Annotated in this window: 13 protein-coding genes and 1 pseudogene; 10 read left to right on the forward strand and 4 right to left on the reverse strand. The window is 65.0% G+C overall.

Going from position 1 to position 19594, the window contains the following annotated elements:
• Window positions 1-101: 101 nt before the first annotated feature.
• Window positions 102-1058 (reverse strand): anti-sigma factor family protein, encoded by a 957-nt coding sequence (locus tag ACQKPE_RS03595; RefSeq protein WP_427663396.1) that lies wholly within the window; start codon window positions 1056-1058, stop codon window positions 102-104.
• Window positions 1059-1415: 357 nt separating this feature from the next.
• Here ACQKPE_RS03595 and ACQKPE_RS03600 point away from each other — a divergent pair, with 357 nt between their 5' ends.
• The gene (locus tag ACQKPE_RS03600) at window positions 1416-1961 is read left to right on the forward strand and encodes an RNA polymerase sigma factor (RefSeq protein ID WP_427663397.1); all 546 of its coding nucleotides are present in this window, start codon (window positions 1416-1418) and stop codon (window positions 1959-1961) included.
• A gap of 357 nt (window positions 1962-2318) precedes the next feature.
• Window positions 2319-2837 carry a superoxide dismutase [Cu-Zn] SodC gene (gene sodC / locus ACQKPE_RS03605; RefSeq protein WP_427663398.1) on the forward strand — a complete coding sequence of 173 codons (519 nt, stop codon included), beginning with the start codon at window positions 2319-2321 and terminating at the stop codon, window positions 2835-2837.
• A 154-nt stretch (window positions 2838-2991) separates the two neighbouring features.
• Here sodC and ACQKPE_RS03610 read toward each other — a convergent pair.
• The 3 genes and pseudogenes from ACQKPE_RS03610 to gnd all read right to left on the reverse strand — a co-directional run bounded on the left by ACQKPE_RS03610 (window position 2992) and on the right by gnd (window position 7359).
• Window positions 2992-4789, reverse strand: a pseudogene (locus ACQKPE_RS03610) (glycoside hydrolase family 15 protein).
• Between the two features lie 84 nt (window positions 4790-4873).
• Entirely contained in the window at window positions 4874-6379 is a 1506-nt protein-coding gene (gene zwf, locus ACQKPE_RS03615) for a glucose-6-phosphate dehydrogenase (protein WP_427663399.1), read from the reverse strand.
• The gene (gene gnd, locus ACQKPE_RS03620) at window positions 6376-7359 is read right to left on the reverse strand and encodes a phosphogluconate dehydrogenase (NAD(+)-dependent, decarboxylating) (RefSeq protein ID WP_427663400.1); all 984 of its coding nucleotides are present in this window, start codon (window positions 7357-7359) and stop codon (window positions 6376-6378) included. The genes zwf and gnd overlap by 4 nt, the downstream gene beginning before the upstream one ends.
• 200 nt (window positions 7360-7559) lie before the next feature.
• Here gnd and ACQKPE_RS03625 point away from each other — a divergent pair, with 200 nt between their 5' ends.
• The 8 genes from ACQKPE_RS03625 (at window position 7560) to glgX (ending at window position 19528) form a co-directional block, all read left to right on the forward strand.
• Window positions 7560-7727, forward strand: coding sequence for a DUF6026 family protein (locus ACQKPE_RS03625; protein ID WP_427663401.1), 168 nt, complete (start codon window positions 7560-7562; stop codon window positions 7725-7727).
• An 89-nt stretch (window positions 7728-7816) separates the two neighbouring features.
• Window positions 7817-8272 (forward strand): SgcJ/EcaC family oxidoreductase, encoded by a 456-nt coding sequence (locus ACQKPE_RS03630; protein WP_427663402.1) that lies wholly within the window; start codon window positions 7817-7819, stop codon window positions 8270-8272.
• A 506-nt stretch (window positions 8273-8778) separates the two neighbouring features.
• Window positions 8779-10338, forward strand: coding sequence for a glycogen synthase GlgA (gene glgA / locus ACQKPE_RS03635; RefSeq protein ID WP_427663403.1), 1560 nt, complete (start codon window positions 8779-8781; stop codon window positions 10336-10338).
• A 15-nt stretch (window positions 10339-10353) separates the two neighbouring features.
• Window positions 10354-12096, forward strand: coding sequence for a malto-oligosyltrehalose trehalohydrolase (gene treZ / locus ACQKPE_RS03640; protein WP_427663404.1), 1743 nt, complete (start codon window positions 10354-10356; stop codon window positions 12094-12096).
• A complete protein-coding gene (gene malQ, locus ACQKPE_RS03645) occupies window positions 12093-14162 on the forward strand; it encodes a 4-alpha-glucanotransferase (RefSeq protein WP_427663405.1) in 2070 nt (689 codons plus the stop codon). Before treZ ends, malQ begins: the two co-directional genes overlap by 4 nt.
• Window positions 14159-16933 carry a malto-oligosyltrehalose synthase gene (locus ACQKPE_RS03650; RefSeq protein WP_427663406.1) on the forward strand — a complete coding sequence of 925 codons (2775 nt, stop codon included), beginning with the start codon at window positions 14159-14161 and terminating at the stop codon, window positions 16931-16933. Before malQ ends, ACQKPE_RS03650 begins: the two co-directional genes overlap by 4 nt.
• 18 nt (window positions 16934-16951) lie before the next feature.
• The gene (locus ACQKPE_RS03655) at window positions 16952-17224 is read left to right on the forward strand and encodes a DUF2934 domain-containing protein (RefSeq protein ID WP_427663407.1); all 273 of its coding nucleotides are present in this window, start codon (window positions 16952-16954) and stop codon (window positions 17222-17224) included.
• A gap of 150 nt (window positions 17225-17374) precedes the next feature.
• The gene (gene glgX / locus ACQKPE_RS03660) at window positions 17375-19528 is read left to right on the forward strand and encodes a glycogen debranching protein GlgX (RefSeq protein ID WP_427663408.1); all 2154 of its coding nucleotides are present in this window, start codon (window positions 17375-17377) and stop codon (window positions 19526-19528) included.
• Window positions 19529-19594 lie beyond the last annotated feature (66 nt).

Consider the following 19594-nt stretch of genomic DNA (forward strand, 5'->3'; position numbering starts at 1 on the left):
ACCCGCGACGACTGTCGCGCAGACCAAGCCCTTGAAAAGGCTCAAGGTCGTGGCCGGGAGGGCACGGTGCAGGCGCATTCGAAGCATTCGCAAGTCCAGGGTCAGGGCGCGAGCGGCCGCACCTGGTCACTGGCTATGTCGGAGAGCAAAAACGGCGACAGCGCTGACGCTTTGGCCGTGTACAGCTGACCGGAACTACGCTCTGCGACCGTCCGCGCCACGGCCTTGAGATCGACATCCTTAGGGGCGCCGATCAGCGCGTAGCCCAGTTGGGACTGACGCCACACCACGACATCCATACCCGCGACATCCAGCTCGGCGATGGATTGGTCGGGCTTTGGTTCCTTCATCACGCAAAGCGCCACTGGCTCACCATGCTCCGGCAGGTACACCAGCTGGATCAGGGCCTTGTTGTTGAAACGCAAGCGCTGCACGCGCTTGAAACTCAGCCCCTGGGCGCTAAGGTCGGGCACACGCAACTCCATGCCGTCGATCTCGCGGATGTCAGCGAGGGTCTTGCGTATGTCATCGACCTGCAGGGTGACGTGGTTGATCGTGTCACGGCTATACAGCCGCTGGTAGTTGGCCGCTTGCGTCACCCAAGGCGAGGCCTGCACCTGGGCCACGACCGGCGCTTGCTGCAGCGCGCTGTCGGTGTTCGCTGCGCCGCCCAGAAAACCGCCCTGCAGGACCAACCCACAACAAATGGCACCGGTGCTGAACGCCACCGCCAGCCAACCGAATTTCGGGCGGCCGAACAACCGGGTCAACAGGCTCTCAGGCGGCTGCGACGGCGCGCTTGCAGGCGCCGCGCTACTCACACCATGCTGGGCCAGCAACGCATCGACACTGCGCACCAGGCTTTGCGGCACCGGTGGAATCGACTGGCGGGCAAACGCCTCGGAATATGGCAACGCAGACGACATCAACAGCGCCACGCGCTCGGCCAATTCTGGCGAAGCGTTCATGAGCTGCTCAATTTCCTCGCACTGTTGCGGCGACAGCTCGCCCTCTACATAGGCGATCAGCAGCGCATCATCCGCGACGGTCGTGGTCAATTCCGGGTCTCCATTGTTCATGGTGCTTCAACTTGCGGGACAGCCTGTTCGCAGCCTTGTGGGCCGAGATGCGAGTGTTAGGATATAACAGTCGCCATCATATTAATATCAATTAGTGCGCTACAACAGCTTTATCTGGGACTGACAAGTCACCAAAGGCGACACAATGCACAGTATAAATCGATAATGGCACACTCCCGGATAGGTTTTTATCGTAGGTGGTGGCACAATCCGCGCAGTGTATCGGCTCGGTGACAGCAAAGTCCAAGAAATGCGAAGGAACCCGCCAGCCGGGGCTTCGACAGCCGCATGGAAAAAATGACTTCACAGTCCATTTCAGTACAAGAACGAGGAACTATGTCGATCACCGGTGCCGACCTCCCCGCACTGCTCCCTGACATGCTGCCGCGCCTATGGGCTTTCGCGCTGCGCATCTCGGGCGACCGGCACGACGCCGAGGACCTGGTACAGCTCGCCTGCGTGCGGGCCCTGGAGCGCGCCCACCAGTTGCAGCCGGACACCTCGCCACTGAGCTGGATGTTCGCCATCGTGCACACCACCTGGATCAACGAAGTGCGCTCGCGCAACGTGCGCAGCCGCTCGCGCTCGGAATGGAACGACAGCGTCATCGAAAGCGTGACCGACCCTGCCGCCGTTACCCCGGAAACCGACCTGATGCACCAGCAGATCCTCACGGCGGTCAACGGCCTGCCCGACGGCCAGCGCGAAGTCATGCTGCTGGTAGCGGTGGAGCGCTTCAGCTACAAGGAAGCCGCCGAAATCCTGGGGGTGCCTATCGGTACCGTGATGAGCAGACTGTCCCGGGCGAGGCAAACGATTGGCGCGCAGTTCAACGACAGCCAGAAAGCCCCCGCCAGCGGCCGCAACCTGCAACCCACCTGAACAGGCCTGGCTCAGGCCACCTTTCTCGCTGTACGGGTTCATGAAACCTCCTGTTATCGCATCGTCCGCAACTACCGTCGTCCCTGTTGAAAGATACACTGCGCTGTGTCGAAGTATTTTACAAGTCACTGGAACTTTTATTACTGAATAAAGTTCAAAGTTTCTTCATTGCTAAAATCCCCTACCGCAAAGCCCCATAACACCTGGCCATCGCTTTTTATTCCCTGCCTCTGAATATTTTTTCCAATTGTTATTTGACCATGGACGTCTGTTCACTCAGTGCCTATTCTCATTGGCGCTCGACGCACTTATTAGTTGAATCGCGCATTGGTTTTTCAATACTTGAAAGAGGCCACCATGAAACAGTATCTCTGGCTCGCCCTGGCAGGCACCCTGTCGTTCGGCGCCCACGCCGCGTCGCTCGATGTGCCCGTCAACCTGGTCGACGCCGAAGGCAAGGCAACACCGATCGGCCAGGTCAACATCAACGAAACCGAGTACGGCCTGGTGTTCACCCCAAAGCTGAGTGACCTGCCACCCGGCATCCACGGCTTCCATGTACACGAAAACGGCAGCTGCGCACCGGCAGCGAAAGATGGCAAGAACGTCGCGGCACTCGCCGCCGGCGGGCACTTCGACCCGGGCAAGACCGGCAAGCATCTGGGCCCTTATGCCAACGGCCACCTGGGCGACCTGCCGGCGCTTTACGTGGTCGCCGACGGCAAGGCCAGCTATCCGGTACTGGCGCCGCGCCTGAAGAAGCTCTCCGAGATCAAGGGCCACGCCCTGATGGTGCATGCCGGTGGCGACAACCATTCCGACATGCCGATGCCCCTGGGCGGTGGCGGTGACCGCATGGCCTGCGGGGTGATCTGAGGTCATTCAACCCTAGGCTCTGTACGAAAAGGCTTGAGACGCCGGTCAGGCAAGGCGAAAACAGCCGAGGAAGCGGAGTTTACTGGAGTAAATGAGCATTCCGAGGCTGTTTTCAACGCAGCATGACCAAGTATCAAGGCTTTTCGTACAGAGCCTAGGCACAACCCTCGACCCTGTCCCTCGCAGGGCACTGCGCCCGGTGCAGGTTCAGCGCGGTATTGATGATGCCGATATGGCTGAACGCCTGGGGGAAGTTGCCAAGCATGCGTTGGCCGACCGGGTCGTACTGCTCGGCCAACAGCCCGACGTCATTGCATAGCCCGAGCAAACGCGCATACAGCGCCTCGGCCTGCTGCTGGCGGCCGAGCAAAACATACACGTCCGCCAGCCAGAACGAACACACCAGGAACGTCCCCTCCCCCGGCGACAGGCCGTCACCGCAGCGGTCGCTGTCGTAGCGCAGCAGCAAGCCCTTGCGCAGCAAGCGTTTCTCGATCTGTTCCAACGTGCGCAGGAAGCGCGGATCGCGCTGGCAGAAAGCCGGTCAGGGCGATGTGCAGCAGGCTGGCGTCCATCTCGGTACTGCCGTAGGCCTGCACGAAGAACTGGCCGCTGGCATCGAGCCCTTGCTCGCACACCTCACGACGAATCTCATCCGCCACCTGGCGGTAATGCTGCCCCCGCTCACGCTCCTGCTCGGTGTCGTCGGCCAAGCTCGCGGCGCGGTCGAAGGCCACCCAGGCCATGACCTTGGAATGCACGAAATGCTGGCGCCCGCCACGCACCTCCCAGATACCTTCGTCCGGCTCACGCCAGATGCTTTCGACATAGGGCATGATCAGCCGGGCAATGGCCGAGCTGCGCGGATGGCGCGGCAAGCCGCCCTTGATCGCCTGGCTCATGGCATCGGCCACCTCGCCGTAGATATCCAGCTGCCGCTGCCCGGCCGCGGCGTTGCCGACCCGTACCGGCTGGGAGCCTTCGTAACCCGCCAGCCAGGGCAAGGTGTATTCCTGCAGGTCGCGTTCGCCAGCCAGGCCATACATGATCTGCATCTGTTCGGGGTTGCCCGCCACCGAACGCATCAGCCATTCGCGCCAGGCCTGGGCTTCGTCGAAATAACCCAGATTCATGAATGCCAACAGGGTCATGGTGGCGTCGCGCAGCCAGCAATAGCGGTAGTCCCAGTTGCGCTCACCGCCGAGGCGCTCGGGCAGCGATGTGGTGGCCGCCGCCGCAATACCCCCGGTGGGCGCGTAGGTCAGCGCCTTGAGCGTCAACAGCGAGCGGCGCACCGGCTTGGTGTAGGGGCCGACTTCCGGGCAGTGGCTGGCGAAGTCGCGCCATTGCTCGAGGGTCTGCGCCAGCGCCTGTTCAGCATCGAACCCGGGCTGGTCGGGCAGGTGCGAAGGCTGGTGGCTCAAGGCGAAGACATGACGCTCGCCAGCGCCGATGCGAAAGCGACAGACACTGTGGTGATCACGGGCGTGCAGGCCAACGGTACTGCGCAGTACCAGGCGGTCGGGGCCAGCCACTGCGCTCAGGGTCAGCGGGTCGAGTTTTTCCACCCAGGGCACGCTGCGGCCATAGTCGAAGCGCAGTACCAGGTCCATTTCGAAAGCAGTTTCCCCGGCCAGGCCCTCGACAATGCGCAGCACTGCGTTGTGCTCGCCCAACGGCATGCAATCGAGCACTCGGGCGCGGCCCTGGGCCGTGGTCCAGGTGGTTTCCAGTACCAAGGTATCGTCGAGGTAGCGGCGTTCGCTCTGTTCGACCGGGTCGCTGGGCGCCAGGCGCCAGCGGCCGTTTTCCTCGTTGCCGAGCAACGCGGCGAACACCGCCGGGGCGTCGAAGCGTGGCAGGCACAGCCAGTCCAGCGAGCCGTCACGGCTGACCAGGGCGGCGCTGCGGCAGTTGCCGAGCAGGGCGTAGTCTTCGATATGGGCTGGCATTCAGGCTCCTTCGATGATGGAACTACGGTGCTGGCCTCTTCGCGGGTTTACCCGCGAAGAGGCCAGCGCTGAACCCACTGGCACTCACCCCAGGCCGTGCCACTCGCGCTTGTCACGGCTAAGCAGCTCGTTCCCGGCCTCGGGGCCATCCTCACCCGCCGCGTACTCATGCACCTCGCCCCCCGCTGCCCAGGCATCGAGGAACGGCTGCACCGCGCGCCAGCCGTTCTCGATGTTGTCGGCGCGCTGGAATAGCGTCTGGTCACCCGTCAGGCAGTCGTAGATCAGCGTCTCGTAGCCGGTGGCCGGGGTCATCTTGAAGAAATCCTTGTAGGCAAAGCCCAGCTCGACATTCTCCATCACCAGCTCCGGGCCCGGGCGCTTGGCCTGCAGGTCGAACCACATGCCTTCGTTGGGCTGGATCTGGATCTTCAGGTAGTTGGGCTTGGGCCGCTCCAGCTCGCTTTCGCGGAACTGCGCGTAGGGTGCGGGTTTGAAACAAATGGCGATCTCTGTGTCGCGAACGCTCATGCGCTTGCCGGTGCGCAGGTAGAACGGCACCCCGGCCCAGCGCCAGTTGTCGATCATCACCTTCAGCGCCACGTAGGTTTCGGTCTGGCTGTCCTTGGCGACCCTGTCTTCTTCGCGATAACCCGGCACGCGCTTGCGGCCTTGCTTGCCGGCCACGTACTGGCCACGTACCGAGTTCTTCAAGGCCATCTTCGCCGACCAGGGACGGACCGCCCCGACCACCTTGGCCTTCTCGCTGCGCACGGCATCGGCGCCAAAGGCCGCCGGCGGCTCCATGGCGACCATCGCCAACAACTGGAACAGGTGGTTGGGCACCATGTCGCGCAAGGCCCCGGTGCTGTCATAGAACGCGCCGCGGGTTTCCACGCCGACGGTTTCGGCGGCGGTAATCTGCACGTGATCGATGTAATGGTTGTTCCAGAACGACTCGAACAGGCCGTTGGAGAAGCGGCTGACCAGGATGTTCTGCACCGTTTCCTTACCCAGGTAATGGTCGATGCGGTAGATCTGCCGCTCGCTCATCACCTTGAGCAGACAGGCATTGAGCGCCTCGGCACTGGCCAGGTCGGTGCCAAAGGGCTTTTCCACCACTACCCGGCGAAAACCACCGGCGCTTTCATCGAGCAAGCCAGCCTCACCCAGGCGCTGCGCCACCTCAGGGAAGAAACGCGGCGAGGTGGCCAGGTAGAAGATGGCATTGCCGTGGCGGGTCTTGTCGATACGCTTGCCGATGGCCTCATAGGTGGCCGGGTCGAGGAAATCGCCGGTCAGGTAGTCGATACGCTTGGCCAGGCGCGCCCACAGGTTTTCGTCCAGGCACTTGGCGGCGCCCTCCTTACCCTGGTCGCGCTCGGCCATGAACCCGTGCAACTGCTCGGCGAACTGCTCGCCGCTGCGCGTGTTGTGGTCGACACCGACGATTTTCAGGTTGCGGTCCAGCAGGCCGTCGCGGCTCAAGTTGTACAGCGCCGGCATCAGCAGGCGCTTGACCAAATCGCCATTGGCGCCGAACAGGAACAGGGTGCAAGGAGGGGCGGCGGGGGTCGTCTGTTTAGTCATTGGCCCTTCTTCTCGACGTGGCCACCAAAGCCCAGGCGCATGGCGGAGAGGATCTTGTCACCGTAGGTGCCTTGCTGCTGGCGCGAACGGAAGCGGGCGAACAACGCGCTGGACAGCACCGGCACCGGTACTGCCTGCTCGACGGCGGCGTCGATGGTCCAGCGCCCTTCCCCGCTGTCGGACACCGAGCCGCTGAACTGCGCAAGCTGCGGGTCGGCCACCAGGGCATCGGCGGTGAGGTCGAGCAGCCAGGAGGTGACCACGCTGCCGCGGCGCCAGACTTCGGCGATCTCGGCCACGTTGAGGTCGAAGCGCTGGTTTTCGGGCAACTCATCGCCGCCCTTGCTGCGCAGCAGGTCGAACCCTTCGGCGTAGGCCTGCATCAGGCCGTACTCGATGCCGTTGTGCACCATCTTCACATAGTGCCCGGCGCCAGGTGGCCCGGCGTGGATATAGCCATGCTCGGCGCGCTGGTGCTCGCCTTCGCGGCCCTGGGTGCGGGGAATGTCGCCGACACCGGGGGCCAGGGCCTTGAACAGCGGTTCGAGGCGCTCGAACACAGCCTTTTCACCGCCGATCATCATGCAGTAGCCGCGCTCCAGGCCCCACACGCCGCCAGAGGTGCCGACGTCCAGATAATGCAGGCCACGCTTGGCCAGCTCGGCGGCGCGGCGCATGTCGTCCTTATAGAAGGTGTTGCCACCGTCGATGATCGCATCGCCCGGCTCCAGCAAATCGGCCAGCTGCGCGATGGTCTGCTCGGTCGGCTCGCCCGCCGGCAGCATTACCCACACCGCGCGCGGCGCCTTCAGTTTTTGCACCAGCGCACCCAGGTCGTGGGCACCTTGGGCGCCCTCGCCCTCAAGGCCAGTCACCGCCTCACGGTTGCGATCGTGCACCACGGTTCGGTGGCCTGCGCGCATCAGCCGCCTTGCGATATTGCCGCCCATGCGGCCCAGCCCGACGATTCCCAGTTGCATGTGCCGATGCTCCCCTTAGAAATGGATGACAACGCGATTGCGGTTTTCAGATTAGTCCAGCACTTGGCCCGAGGGTTCAGCGACGAACGGCACGACAACCATAAACAAAAAAGTTCCCAAGGACCGCGAAAGAATTCAGAATGCGCGCCGCAAGCGACTACGCTTAAGCCTGTCACCAGCCAACATTGCGAGGTGTGCTCATGGGTACCTTTATGCCTGCCACTCCCACCCAGACCCTCTATGTCACCATCCGCCGTGACGAACTGCGCCAGTTGAAAGACGAACGTGACCAGTTGCGCCTGCAAGTCGCCCAGTTGAACCTGCTGTTACAACAGTCGCGCGACGGCGAAAAATCGCTGAGCGCCTGAGACGCTGCCGATACATCGCGCTCCGCGTCGCACCTAAGGTGAGCCACGCCGCAGGCACCCTCCTGGTGCCTGCCCTGCTGGAGCCCACCATGCCCCTCGTGAAGCACGTCCTCCCGCTCGCCCTGTTCGCCTGCGCCTTGCAGGCCCAAGCCGCCCCCACCCACTGCCAGGCCCTTGATCGGCCCCAGGCGCTGGACCTGTTCAAGCAATGGAACGATAGCCTGCAAAGCCGCGATGCAGCCAAGGTGGCTGCACTGTACAGCGACGACGCGGTACTTCTGCCCACCGTCTCGAAAACCCCACGCCTGACGCCCGAGGCGCGTGTCGACTACTTCCGTCACTTCCTCCGTGAGGGGCCTTCGGGGTCGCTGGACAGCCACCACCTGCAGGTCGGCTGTAACGTGGCCACCCTGGCGGGTCTCTACACCTTCCAGTTCGCCGACACCGGCAAGCAGGTGGCGGCGCGCTACACCTTTACCTACCACTTCGATGGCCAGCGCTGGCTCATCAGTCAGCACCATTCATCGCTGCTGCCCACCAGCTGAACCCAGCCCGCCCGCTGCCTGGGCGGGCGCCCCTTTGTGAGCAGAAAAAAGCACCAAAACAGTGCGCGCCTGCACTGACGCGGCGTGCGACTCTACGCCGTCCACGCTTCTCCGCCATCACCATTCACATCTTGTGACATGCGCCAACGTTTGCGTCTAACTCGGGCAATCACAAAAGTGACCAGTGGGTCACTTTTATATCTGCGCCTCTCCTACACTCGACATTCGGCTCGCTAATTGCTCGGAAAGAAACGACGGAAAAAAGTCGAACTTTCCGAAACGCGGGCAGGTCAGGAATTAAGTAGGTCATTGCGAAGGGACTTCCCCAGCCTCGACCCACCCACCCCAACCCGTCCAGGTGCCTTCGGCCGGAATGCCGATAGCACGGTGCCAGTGCGCACGACCCAGGGGCAAGGACAGCACTACGAAGACCCGAGAATCAGAGAGAACCAACACGAGATAACGCGATGGGTGCCCGCCACCCGCCAATAAGGACGGAGAGAAGTATGATCAGTGCCGCTGTCGAACCCCACGTAGATGTCTTCAACCCGGAACACCGCGAGCCCCTTCTGCCAGGCTTCGCCACGACAGGCAAGGCACCCGTCGCCCCGCGCCGCGACAACCCGAACGCCCGCAAGATTCTGTTCGTCACCTCGGAAATCGCCGACCTGGTCAAGACCGGCGGCCTGGGCGACGTGTCTGCCGCGCTGCCACGGGCGCTGGCTCACCTGCACGATGTGCGGGTACTGATCCCCGGTTACCGCCAGGTGATGGAAAGCGACAACCCTATCCATATCGTCGGCGAACTGGGCGGTCACGCCGCGCTGCCGCCGTGCAAGATCGGCCGCATGGACCTCGCCGACGGCCTGGTCATCTACGTGCTGATCTGCCCCGAACTGTACCTGCGCGACGGCACCCCGTATGGCGCCAACAATGGCCGCGACTGGCCGGACAACCATATCCGCTTCGCCCGCCTGGGCCTGGCCGCTGCGGAAATTGCCGCGGGCGAAGGCATGATTCACTGGAAGCCGGACCTGGTCCATGCCCATGACTGGCCCGCAGGCCTGGCCCCGGCCTACATGCACTGGCGCGGCCTGAAAACCCCGACCCTGTTCACCATCCACAACCTGGCCTACCAGGGCGTGTACAACCGTGGCTGCAGCCCGGAGCTGGCGATCCCCGAGCACGCCATGCAGCAGGAAGGCATGGAGTTCTACGGCAAGCTGTCGTTCCTCAAGGCCGGGCTTGCGTATTCCAGCCATATCACCACGGTCAGCGCCACCTATGCTCGGGAAATCACCACCCCCGAATTCGGCTGCGGCCTCGACGGCTTCCTGGCCAGCAAGGCCGAGCAAGGGCTGCTCGGCGGTATTCCCAATGGCATCGATGAAAGCTGGGACTCGGCCACCGACCAGCACCTGCAACACAACTTCAGCCTCAATGACTGGGAAGGCAAGGCGCGCAACAGCGACGAAGTGCGTGCCCTGTTCGGCCTCGACCCGTCCGAAGGGCCTTTGTTCGCCGTGGTCTCGCGCCTGGTCTACCAGAAGGGCCTGGACCTGACGCTGGGCGTGGCCGACTACATCGTCGAGCAAGGCGGCCAGATCGCCATTATCGGGCGCGGCGAACCCGAGGAAGAACAGGCCATGCGCGAGCTGGCCCTGCGCCACCCCGGACGCATCGGGGTGAATATCGGCTTCAACGAAACCGATGCCCGGCGCATGTTCGCCGGCAGCGACTTTTTGCTCATGCCATCGCGCTATGAACCCTGTGGGCTCAGCCAGATGTACGCGCAACGCTTCGGCTCGCTGCCGGTGGCACGCAATACGGGCGGGCTGGCCGACACCATCGAGAATGGCGTCACCGGTTTTCTGTTCGACGAGTCCACCGTCGAGAGCTACCGCGAAGCCCTGAGCCGCGCCTTCTACATTTTTGGCAAGAAAGACCTGCTGCACGCCATGCGTTGCCTGTCGATGACCCAGCCGTTCAACTGGTGCCAGGCGGTGGAACCCTACGCCCGGCTGTACGAGGAGCTGGTGCACCAGGTTCGCGTCGGCCGCTACTGAACGAGGGGCCGAACGATGCACAAGCATGGCGCACACTTGCTGGACGCCACGTCGGCGCGTTTCGCCCTTTGGGCGCCGGATGCGCGCAGCGTGAGCGTGAACCTGCACCAACACGCGGCAGTGCGGATGCAGCCCGACGGCACGGGCTGGTTCAGCGCCGTCTTGCCCTGCCCGCCCGGTACGCGCTACCACTACCGGGTCGACGATGAACACGACGTGCCCGACCCGGCCTCGCGCTACCAGCCAGAGGGCGTCCATGGCCCCAGCGAGTTGGTGAGCCTGGCCGACTTCCCCTGGCATCACCCGTGGCGTGGGCGGCCTTGGCACGAAGCGGTGATCCTCGAGCTGCACGCCGGCCTGCTCGGCGGCTACGCAGGTGTTGCCGAACAACTGCCACGGCTGGCCGCACTCGGCATCACGGCAATCGAGCTGATGCCCCTGGCGCAGTTCCCCGGCCAGCGCAACTGGGGCTACGACGGCGTGCTGCCGTTCGCTGCGCACAACAGCTATGGCCGCCCCCACGAACTCTGCCAACTGGTCGACCAGGCCCACGGCCATGGCCTGATGGTGATGCTGGATGTGGTCTACAACCACTTCGGTCCGGACGGCAATTTCCTGCACCAGTACGCCAGCCCGTTCTTCCGCGAAGACCGCCAGACCCCTTGGGGCGCGGCCATCGACTTTCGTCGCCCCGAGGTGCGCGAGTTCTTCATCCAGAATGCCCTGATGTGGCTGTGCGACTACCGCATCGATGGCCTGCGCCTGGACGCAGTACACGCCATCGACCAGCCGGACTTCCTGGTGGAACTGGCCCAACGCGTACGTGCCGCCATCGAACCTGGACGCCAGGTGTGGCTGGTGCTGGAAAACGAGCACAACCAGGCCGCGCTGCTGGAACAGGGCTTCGATGCCCAGTGGAACGACGACGGTCACAACGCCCTGCATGTGCTGCTAACTGGCGAAACCGAAGGCTACTACGCCGACTACAAGCACCGCCCCATCGACCAATTGGCCCGCTGCCTGGGCGAAGGCTTCGTGTTCCAGGGCCAGCCCAACCGCCACGGCACGCCACGCGGCGAACCCAGCGCGCACCTGCCGCCCACCGCCTTCGTCCTGTTCCTGCAGAACCACGACCAGGTCGGCAACCGCGCCCTGGGTGAACGCTTAAGCCGCCTGTGCCCGCCCCAGGCCTTGCGCGCAGCCACCGGGCTGTTGCTGCTGGCGCCGATGATCCCGCTGCTGTTCATGGGCGAGGAAGAAGGCAGCCGCCAGCCATTCCTGTTCTTCACCGATTTCCACGATGAACTGGCCGATGCCGTGCGCGAAGGCCGCCGGGGCGAGTTCGCCCATTTCGCGGCGTTCAACGACCCGGCGCAGCGCGCACGCATTCCCGACCCTAACGCCCTCGAAACCTTCGAGGCCTCGCGCCCCAGCGCCGAGGATGTCCTGGCGGGCTGGCACGGCCTGTACCAGCAACTGCTCGAGCTGCGCCAGCGCCACATCACCCCGCACCTGCCGGGCTGTCATGCGCTGGGCTGCGAAGTACTGGGCGAACAGGCGCTGACCGCGCGCTGGCGCCTGGGCGATGGCCGCGAGCTGCGCATCGACCTGAACCTGGCCCCCCAGCCCCAACCGGTGGTCTTGCCCGATGCCCGCTGGCGCCTGTTCGACAGCAGCGACAACGCCCACCCCGATTCCACCCTGGCCGCCTACAGCTGCGTGGCCAGCCTGCTTGCCCCCGGCCTGGAGACGCCATGAGCGAACTGCCACTGCACCGACTGGCCGCCCGCGCAGGCCTGGCCCGTGACTGGATCGATGCCAACAACCGCCCCCAGCAGGTCAGTGACGACGTGCTGCGCCGGGTGCTCGAAGCCCTCGGCCACGCCGCCCACGACGAGCGCGCCATCGCCAACAGCCTCGCGGCGCTGGAGCAGGCCGAAGACAGCGAGCACCTGCCGCCGCTGCTGACTGCCGAAGTGGGCATACCGCTGGCGCTGTCGCACTGGTTTGCCGCCAACAGCGCGGTGGACTGCACCCTGGAAGACGGCAGCCAACTGGCCACCCGGCTGGACGCCCAGGCGCACCTGCCCGGCGAACTGCCCCTGGGTTACCACCAATTGCTTATCGATGGCCGCACCTTCACCGTGGCCGTGGCGCCAGCGCGCTGCTTCAGCCTGGATGACAGCGTCGAACAGCCCCCGGCGAGGCGCTGGGGTTTGGCTGTTCAGTTGTACAGCTTGCGCCGCCCTGGCGATGGCGGCTATGGCGATTGCCTGGCCCTGGAGCAACTGGCGCGCAGTGCTGCCGAGCGCGGCGCCGATGCCCTGGCCATCAGCCCGATCCACGCCCTGTCGGCCTTCGACCAGCAGCACTACAGCCCTTACTCTCCCTCCAGCCGGCTGCTGCTCAATACCTTGTACGCCAGCCCCTCGGCGCTGCTTGGCGAGCGCGCGGTACGCATGGCCATCGAGGCCTGTGACCTGGCACAGACGCTGGAAGACCTCGAGCAACAGCCGCTGGTCGACTGGCCGCGCGCCGCCGATGCCCGGCAACAATTGCTGCACGCCCTGTACAAGGACTTCAGCCACGGCGAGCACCCATTGCGCGAAGACTTCGAGCTGTTTCGCGCCTCAGGCGGCGAGGCCCTCGAGCACCACTGCCGTTTCGAGGTGTTGCAGGCCGAAGCCGTCGAACAGGGCCTGGGCGCCGACTGGCGCCGCTGGCCCGCCGCCTGGCACGACCCCTATCACCCCGAAGTCGAGGCGTTCGCAGGCACCTACCCGGCGCGTATCGAATTCCAGGCGTTCTGCCAGTGGCTGACCGAGCGCGGCCTGCAACGCGCCCAGCAGGCAGCCTGCAGCCACGGCATGGCCATTGGCCTGATCGCGGACCTGGCGGTCGGTGCCGATGGTGCCGGCAGCCAGGCCTGGAGCCGCCAGGACGAGCTGCTGGCCGACCTCAAGGTCGGTGCGCCCCCGGATATCCTCAACCGCGCAGGTCAGGACTGGGGCATCTGCGCCTTCTCGCCCCAGGGCCTCAAGCGCCATGGCTACCGCGCCTTCATCGAGATGCTGCGGGCCAACCTGGCCCATGCCGGCGGCCTGCGCATCGACCATGTCATGGGCCTGCGTCGGTTGTGGTTGATTCCCCGAGGCGCCAAGCCCAACGAAGGCGCCTACCTGCATTACCCACTGGAAGACCTGCTGCGCCTGCTGGCGCTGGAGTCGGTGCGCCACCAGGCGGTGATCCTCGGCGAAGACCTGGGCACAGTCCCCGAAGGCCTGCGCGAACAGCTGGCGGACAAGGCCGTGCTGGGCATGCGCGTGCTGCCCTTCGAGCAAAGCGCCCCGGGGCAGTTCAAGCCGATCCTCGACTGGCCCGACAACGCCCTGGCCACCACCGGCACCCACGACCTGGCGCCCTTGGCCGGCTGGCTGCAAGACCGCGACATCGACTGGCAACAGCGCCTGCAATTGATCAATGCTGCCACCGAACTGCACTGGCGCCACGAACGCCAGACCGAGCGCGAGGGCCTGCGCCGCATCCTGGAAAGCAACTACGGCGTGCAGGCAGACAACGATGCGCTGATCGACGCCGCCATTCGCTATGTCGGCCATACCCGCGCGCCGCTGGTGCTGGTGCCCCTGGAAGACCTGCTGGGCAACGACGAGCAACCCAACCTGCCCGGCACCACTGACGGCCACCCCAACTGGCGTCGGCGTTTCGCCCAACCCGTGGCCGAGCTGCTCGACGACCCGCACGCCGCCCGGCGCCTGGAGCTGTTGGCCCAGGCCCGCGAACAAGCCTGGGAGCGTGACCGATGAAGCCCTTGACTGCCACGCTGCGCCTGCAATTTCACAGCGACTTCACCCTCGATGACGCGGTGCCCCTGGTGCCCTACTTCGCCCAACTGGGCATCAGCCATGTGTATGCCTCGCCGATCCTCAAGGCACGCGCCGGTTCCCGGCATGGCTACGACGTGGTCGACCCGACCCAGGTCAACCCGGAGCTGGGCGGCGAAGCGGCGCTGCTGCGCCTGGTGAGCACGCTGCGCGAGCACGACATGGGCCTGATCCTCGACACCGTGTCCAACCACATGGCCGTGGGCGGCGCCGACACCCCCTGGTGGCAGAGCCTGCTGGCCTGGGGTCGGCGCAGCCCCTATGCGGAATTCTTCGACATCCAGTGGCACAGCGCCGACCCGTTGCTGGCCGGCCAGTTGCTGCTGCCCTTCCTGGGTAGCGACTACGGCGTGGCGTTGCAGGAAGGCACGATCCCGCTGTGCTTCGACAGCGCCCTGGGCGTGCTGGAAATCACCCACTATGAACACCGTTTTCCCATCTGCCCGCTCGATTACGGGTGGATCCTGGAGCACGCCGAAGACCCTGGCCTGCGCGCCCTGGCCCAACACTTCACCACCTTGCACGAAGCCGCCGAGCCGCTGGCCGAGGCCCAGCCCCTGCATGCGGAACTGGCGCGTTTGGTGAATGCCGGGGCTAGCCTGGAACCGGCCCTGGCCGCCTTTGACAGCCTTACCGAAGCAGGCTTCAAGCGCCTGCATCTGCTGCTGGAACGCCAAACCTACCGCCTGGCCAGCTGGCGCACCGCCGCCGATGACATCAACTGGCGGCGCTTCTTCGACATCAACGAACTCGGCGGCCTGCGGGTGGAGCGTGCCGTGGTGTTCGAGGCCACCCACGCCAAACTGTTCGAGCTGATCGAGCGCGGCCTGGTCGATGGCCTGCGCATCGACCATATCGACGGCCTGGCCGACCCACGGCGCTACTGCCGCAACCTGCGTCGGCGGGTCGACGGGCTGCTGGCGCGCAGGCCACAAGCGGCAGCGCTGAAGCACTTCCCGATCTACGTCGAGAAGATTCTCGGCGAGGGTGAAACCCTGCACCGCGACTGGCTCACCGACGGCACTACCGGCTACGAGTTCATGAACCAGGTGTCGCTGGTGCAGCACGACCCGCTGGGCGAAGCGCCGCTGACCGAGCTGTGGGCCACGGTCAGTGAACGGCCGCCGTTCGAGGAAGAAGTGCGCAACGCTCGCCGTCTGGTGCTCAATGCCAGCCTGGCCGGCGACTGCGAATCAGTGGCCCAGGCGTTGTTGCAGGTGGCGCGTGACGACCTGATGACCCGCGACCTTACCTTGGGGGCGATCCGCCGTGCCTTGCAGGCGCTGGTCGAGCACTACCCCGTGTACCGTACCTATATCAATGCCTGCGGGCGCCCCGCCGAGGACGAGGCGTTCTTCCAGCAGGCCCTGGCCGGCGCCCGGCAGTCATTGAGCGAAGCCGACTGGCCGCTGCTCGATCACTTGCAACGCTGGCTCGGCGGCCAGCCCTGGCGCCAACTGCCGCCGGGTCGCCCACGCAAGCACCTGCGCCACGCCTGCGTGCGCTTCCAGCAACTCACTGCCCCGAGTGCCGCAAAAGCGGTTGAAGACACTGCGTTCTACCGCAGCGCACGCTTGCTTTCGCGCAACGACGTCGGCTTCGAGCCTGGGCGTTTCAGCAGCACGCCCGAGCAGTTCCACCACGAATGCCAGCGCCGCCTGCACGACTTCCCAAGCAACCTGCTGGCCACCGCCACCCACGACCACAAGCGCGGCGAAGACTGCCGTGCGCGCCTGGCGGTGCTGAGCGAGCGCGCCGACTGGCTGACCAGCCGCGTGGCGCACTGGCAGGAACTGGCCGCGCCGCTGCGCGAGGCACTGGAAGATGGCCCCGCGCCGAGCGCCGGTGACGAGTTGATGCTGTACCAGACCCTGCTGGCCAGCTGGCCGCTGACCCTCGACGAAGGCGACTCGCAGGGTTTGCAGCAGTTCGCCGAGCGCGTGCGCCAATGGCAGCAGAAGGCCCTGCGTGAGGCCAAACTGCGCAGCAGCTGGAGCGCACCGAACGAGGGCTACGAACAGGCATGCGCGGCCTTCGTCGACCGCCTGCTGCTCGACGCCGACCACCAGCAATTGCGTCATTCGCTGGCCGAGGCAGCCAAGCGCAACGCCTGCGCCGGTGCGCTCAATGGCCTGGTCCAATGCCTGTTGCGCATGACCGTTCCCGGCGTGCCCGACCTGTACCAGGGCAATGAATACTGGGACCTGAGCCTGGTCGACCCGGACAACCGCCGCCCGGTGGACTACGCTTGCCGACGGGCCAGCCTGAATGAGCCCGCGCCACTGGGCGAGCTGCTCAGTCATTGGCAAGACGGGCGCATCAAGCAGGCGCTGGTGGCCCAAGTGCTGAGCCTGCGCCAGGCCCACCCCGCGTTGTTCCAGCGTGGCGCCTACCTGCCGCTGAACGCACGCGGCCGTCACGCCGACAAGGTGCTGGCCTTCGCCCGCCTTGGCGAAGGCGAACGCGCAATCGTGGTGGTGCCCCGGCTGGCCAGCGGCCTGCTGGGGGCTGCCACAACCCCCTTGATCCCGGCACAGAACTGGGACGATACCCGGCTGATCCTGCCGTTTGACGTGTCACCTGCCAACTTCACGGGACTTTTCCCGCACACCGCTGTCAGCCCTTCTAGAGAGCTGCTGTTAAGCAATGTGCTGGAGGCTTTTCCGGTCAATCTGTTGCTTGAAACTGCATGAACATTCAGGAGCGTCGAGATGAGTGTCGAAGAAAAGCGTGTTCGCGAATTCGCCTATCAGATCTGGGAGTCGGAGGGTAAGCCCGAAGGCCAGGAAGAACGCCATTGGGAAATGGCCCGCAAGCTGGCCGAGGCCGAGGCGATAGCGCCGAAGGCTGCACCGCGCAAGAAGGCTACGGCCAAGCCGAAACCGGCTGCCGCGCCGAAGGTGGCCGCTGCGCCCAAGGCCGCCGTTGCCAAGCCTGCGGCCGAGAAGAAGCCGCGGGCCGTCAAGAAGCCCGCAGCAGGCTGACCGGCCCCCACGAGGGCTACGCCCTCGATCGCGGGACAAGCCCGCTCCCACAAGGACGCTGCTGAACCTGTGGGAGCGGGCTTGCCTCGCGATAGGGCCGCACAGCGGCCCCACACATCCCCCCGAATTCCAGGCTGACAGAGGACCGCCATGAGCCCCCGCACCCCAAAGAAAACCCGCGCCATTGCCCCCTCCCGCCTACGCGAGGGCCTGCCCTTCCCACTCGGCGCCACATGGGACGGCCTGGGCGTCAACTTCGCGCTGTTCTCGGCCAACGCCACCAAGGTTGAGCTGTGCCTGTTCGACCCCAGCGGCGAGCAGGAAATCGAGCGTATCGAGCTGCCCGAATACACCGACGAAATCTTCCACGGCTACCTGCCCGATGCGCACCCGGGCCTGATCTACGGCTACCGCGTGCATGGCCCGTACGAGCCCGAGAACGGCCACCGCTTCAACCCCAACAAACTGCTGATCGACCCCTACGCCAAGCAGCTGGTGGGTACGCTGAAATGGTCCGAAGCGCTGTTCGGCTACACCATCGGCCACCCCGACGGCGACCTGTCGTTCGATGAACGCGACAGCGCGCCATTCGTGCCCAAGTGCAAGGTCATCGACCCGGCGTTCACCTGGGGCCGCGGCCAGCGTGTGCAGATTCCCTGGGAACGCACCATCGTCTACGAAGCCCACACCCGGGGTATCAGCATGCGCCACCCGGCGGTGCCCGAGCACCTGCGCGGCACCTTCGCGGGCCTTGCCAACGACGAGCTGCTCGGGCATATCAAGGCGCTGGGCGTCTCCAGCATCGAGCTGCTGCCGATCCATGCCTTCGTCAACGACCAGCACCTGCTGCAAAAGGGCCTGAACAACTACTGGGGCTACAACAGCATCGCCTTCTTCGCCCCACACCCCAAGTACCTGGCCAGCGGCAAGATCGCCGAGTTCAAGGAAATGGTCGCGCACCTGCACGACGCGGGCCTTGAGGTGATCCTCGATGTGGTCTACAACCACACCGCCGAGGGCAACGAGCTGGGCCCGACCCTGTCGATGCGCGGCATCGACAACGCCTCGTACTACCGCCTGATGCCCGACGACAAGCGCTTCTACATCAACGACTCCGGCACCGGCAACACCCTGGACCTCAGCCACCCCTGCGTGCTGCAACTGGTCACCGACTCGCTGCGCTACTGGGCCGGCGAAATGCACGTGGATGGTTTTCGCTTCGACCTGGCGACCATCCTTGGCCGCTACCACGATGGCTACAACGAACGTCACAGCTTCCTCGTGGCCTGCCGCCAGGACCCGCTGCTCAGCCAGGTCAAGCTGATCGCCGAGCCCTGGGACTGCGGCCCCGGCGGCTACCAGGTGGGCAACTTCGCACCGGGCTGGGCGGAGTGGAACGACCGTTTCCGCGACACCGTGCGCGCCTTCTGGAAAGGCGACGAAGGCCAGCTTGCCGACTTCGCCTCACGCATGACCGCTTCGGGCGATTTGTTCAACAACCGTGGCCGGCGCCCCTATGCCTCGGTGAACTTCGTCACCGCCCACGACGGCTTCACCCTGCGTGACTTGGTGTCGTACAACGACAAGCACAACGAGGACAACGACGAGAACAACCAGGACGGCACCAGCAACAACCTGTCGTGGAACTGCGGCGTCGAAGGCCCCACCGACGACCCGGCCATCAACGCCCTGCGCATGCGCCAGATGCGCAACTTCTTCGCCACCCTACTGTTCGCCCAGGGCACGCCGATGATTGTCGCCGGCGATGAGTTCAGCCGCACCCAGCATGGCAACAACAACGCCTATTGCCAGGACAGCGAGATCGGCTGGGTCAACTGGGACCTGGACGAGGACGGCACGCAGCTGCTGGCCTTCGTCAAGCGCCTGACCAAGCTGCGCCTGGCTTACCCGGTGCTGCGCCGCTCGCGTTTTTTGGTTGGCGACTACAACGAGGCGATCGGGGTCAAGGACGTCACCTGGCTTGCGCCCGACGGCAGCGAGATGAGCGTCGAGCAATGGCACGACCCCCATGGCCGCTGCCTGGGCATGCTCATGGACGGCCGCGCCCAGGTCAGCGGCATCGCCCGCCCCGGCGCCGAGGCCACCTTGCTGCTGATCGTCAACGCCCACCACGACACCGTGCCGTTCCTGCTGCCGACGGTGCCGGAGGGCGACTACTGGAGCTGCCTGGTCGACACCGACCGGCCGCAATTGCGCAAGCCGCAACACCTGGCGTTCGAAACGCAGTTCGAGGTGCAGGGCCGTTCGTTGCTGCTGATGGCGTTGCAGCGCGAAGAAGACTAAGACGTCGCGAACCCGCAAAGTGCTAACAATGTTTCGGCATAGCGAGCGACGGGCAAAGAACCTTCC

Source organism: Pseudomonas sp. NPDC089554 (assembly GCF_050280645.1).
GTDB lineage: Bacteria > Pseudomonadota > Gammaproteobacteria > Pseudomonadales > Pseudomonadaceae > Aquipseudomonas.

Coding starts and splice junctions, on each gene's coding strand:
- sodC (WP_427663398.1), top strand. CDS start 2,319: ATGAAACAGTATCTCTGGCTCGCCCTGGCAGGCACCCTGTCGTTCGGC.
- ACQKPE_RS03625 (WP_427663401.1), top strand. CDS start 7,560: ATGGGTACCTTTATGCCTGCCACTCCCACCCAGACCCTCTATGTCACC.
- malQ (WP_427663405.1), top strand. CDS start 12,093: ATGAGCGAACTGCCACTGCACCGACTGGCCGCCCGCGCAGGCCTGGCC.
- ACQKPE_RS03655 (WP_427663407.1), top strand. CDS start 16,952: ATGAGTGTCGAAGAAAAGCGTGTTCGCGAATTCGCCTATCAGATCTGG.
- glgA (WP_427663403.1), top strand. CDS start 8,779: ATGATCAGTGCCGCTGTCGAACCCCACGTAGATGTCTTCAACCCGGAA.
- zwf (WP_427663399.1), bottom strand. CDS start 6,379: ATGACTAAACAGACGACCCCCGCCGCCCCTCCTTGCACCCTGTTCCTG.
- ACQKPE_RS03630 (WP_427663402.1), top strand. CDS start 7,817: ATGCCCCTCGTGAAGCACGTCCTCCCGCTCGCCCTGTTCGCCTGCGCC.
- ACQKPE_RS03650 (WP_427663406.1), top strand. CDS start 14,159: ATGAAGCCCTTGACTGCCACGCTGCGCCTGCAATTTCACAGCGACTTC.
- glgX (WP_427663408.1), top strand. CDS start 17,375: ATGAGCCCCCGCACCCCAAAGAAAACCCGCGCCATTGCCCCCTCCCGC.
- ACQKPE_RS03600 (WP_427663397.1), top strand. CDS start 1,416: ATGTCGATCACCGGTGCCGACCTCCCCGCACTGCTCCCTGACATGCTG.
- gnd (WP_427663400.1), bottom strand. CDS start 7,359: ATGCAACTGGGAATCGTCGGGCTGGGCCGCATGGGCGGCAATATCGCA.
- treZ (WP_427663404.1), top strand. CDS start 10,354: ATGCACAAGCATGGCGCACACTTGCTGGACGCCACGTCGGCGCGTTTC.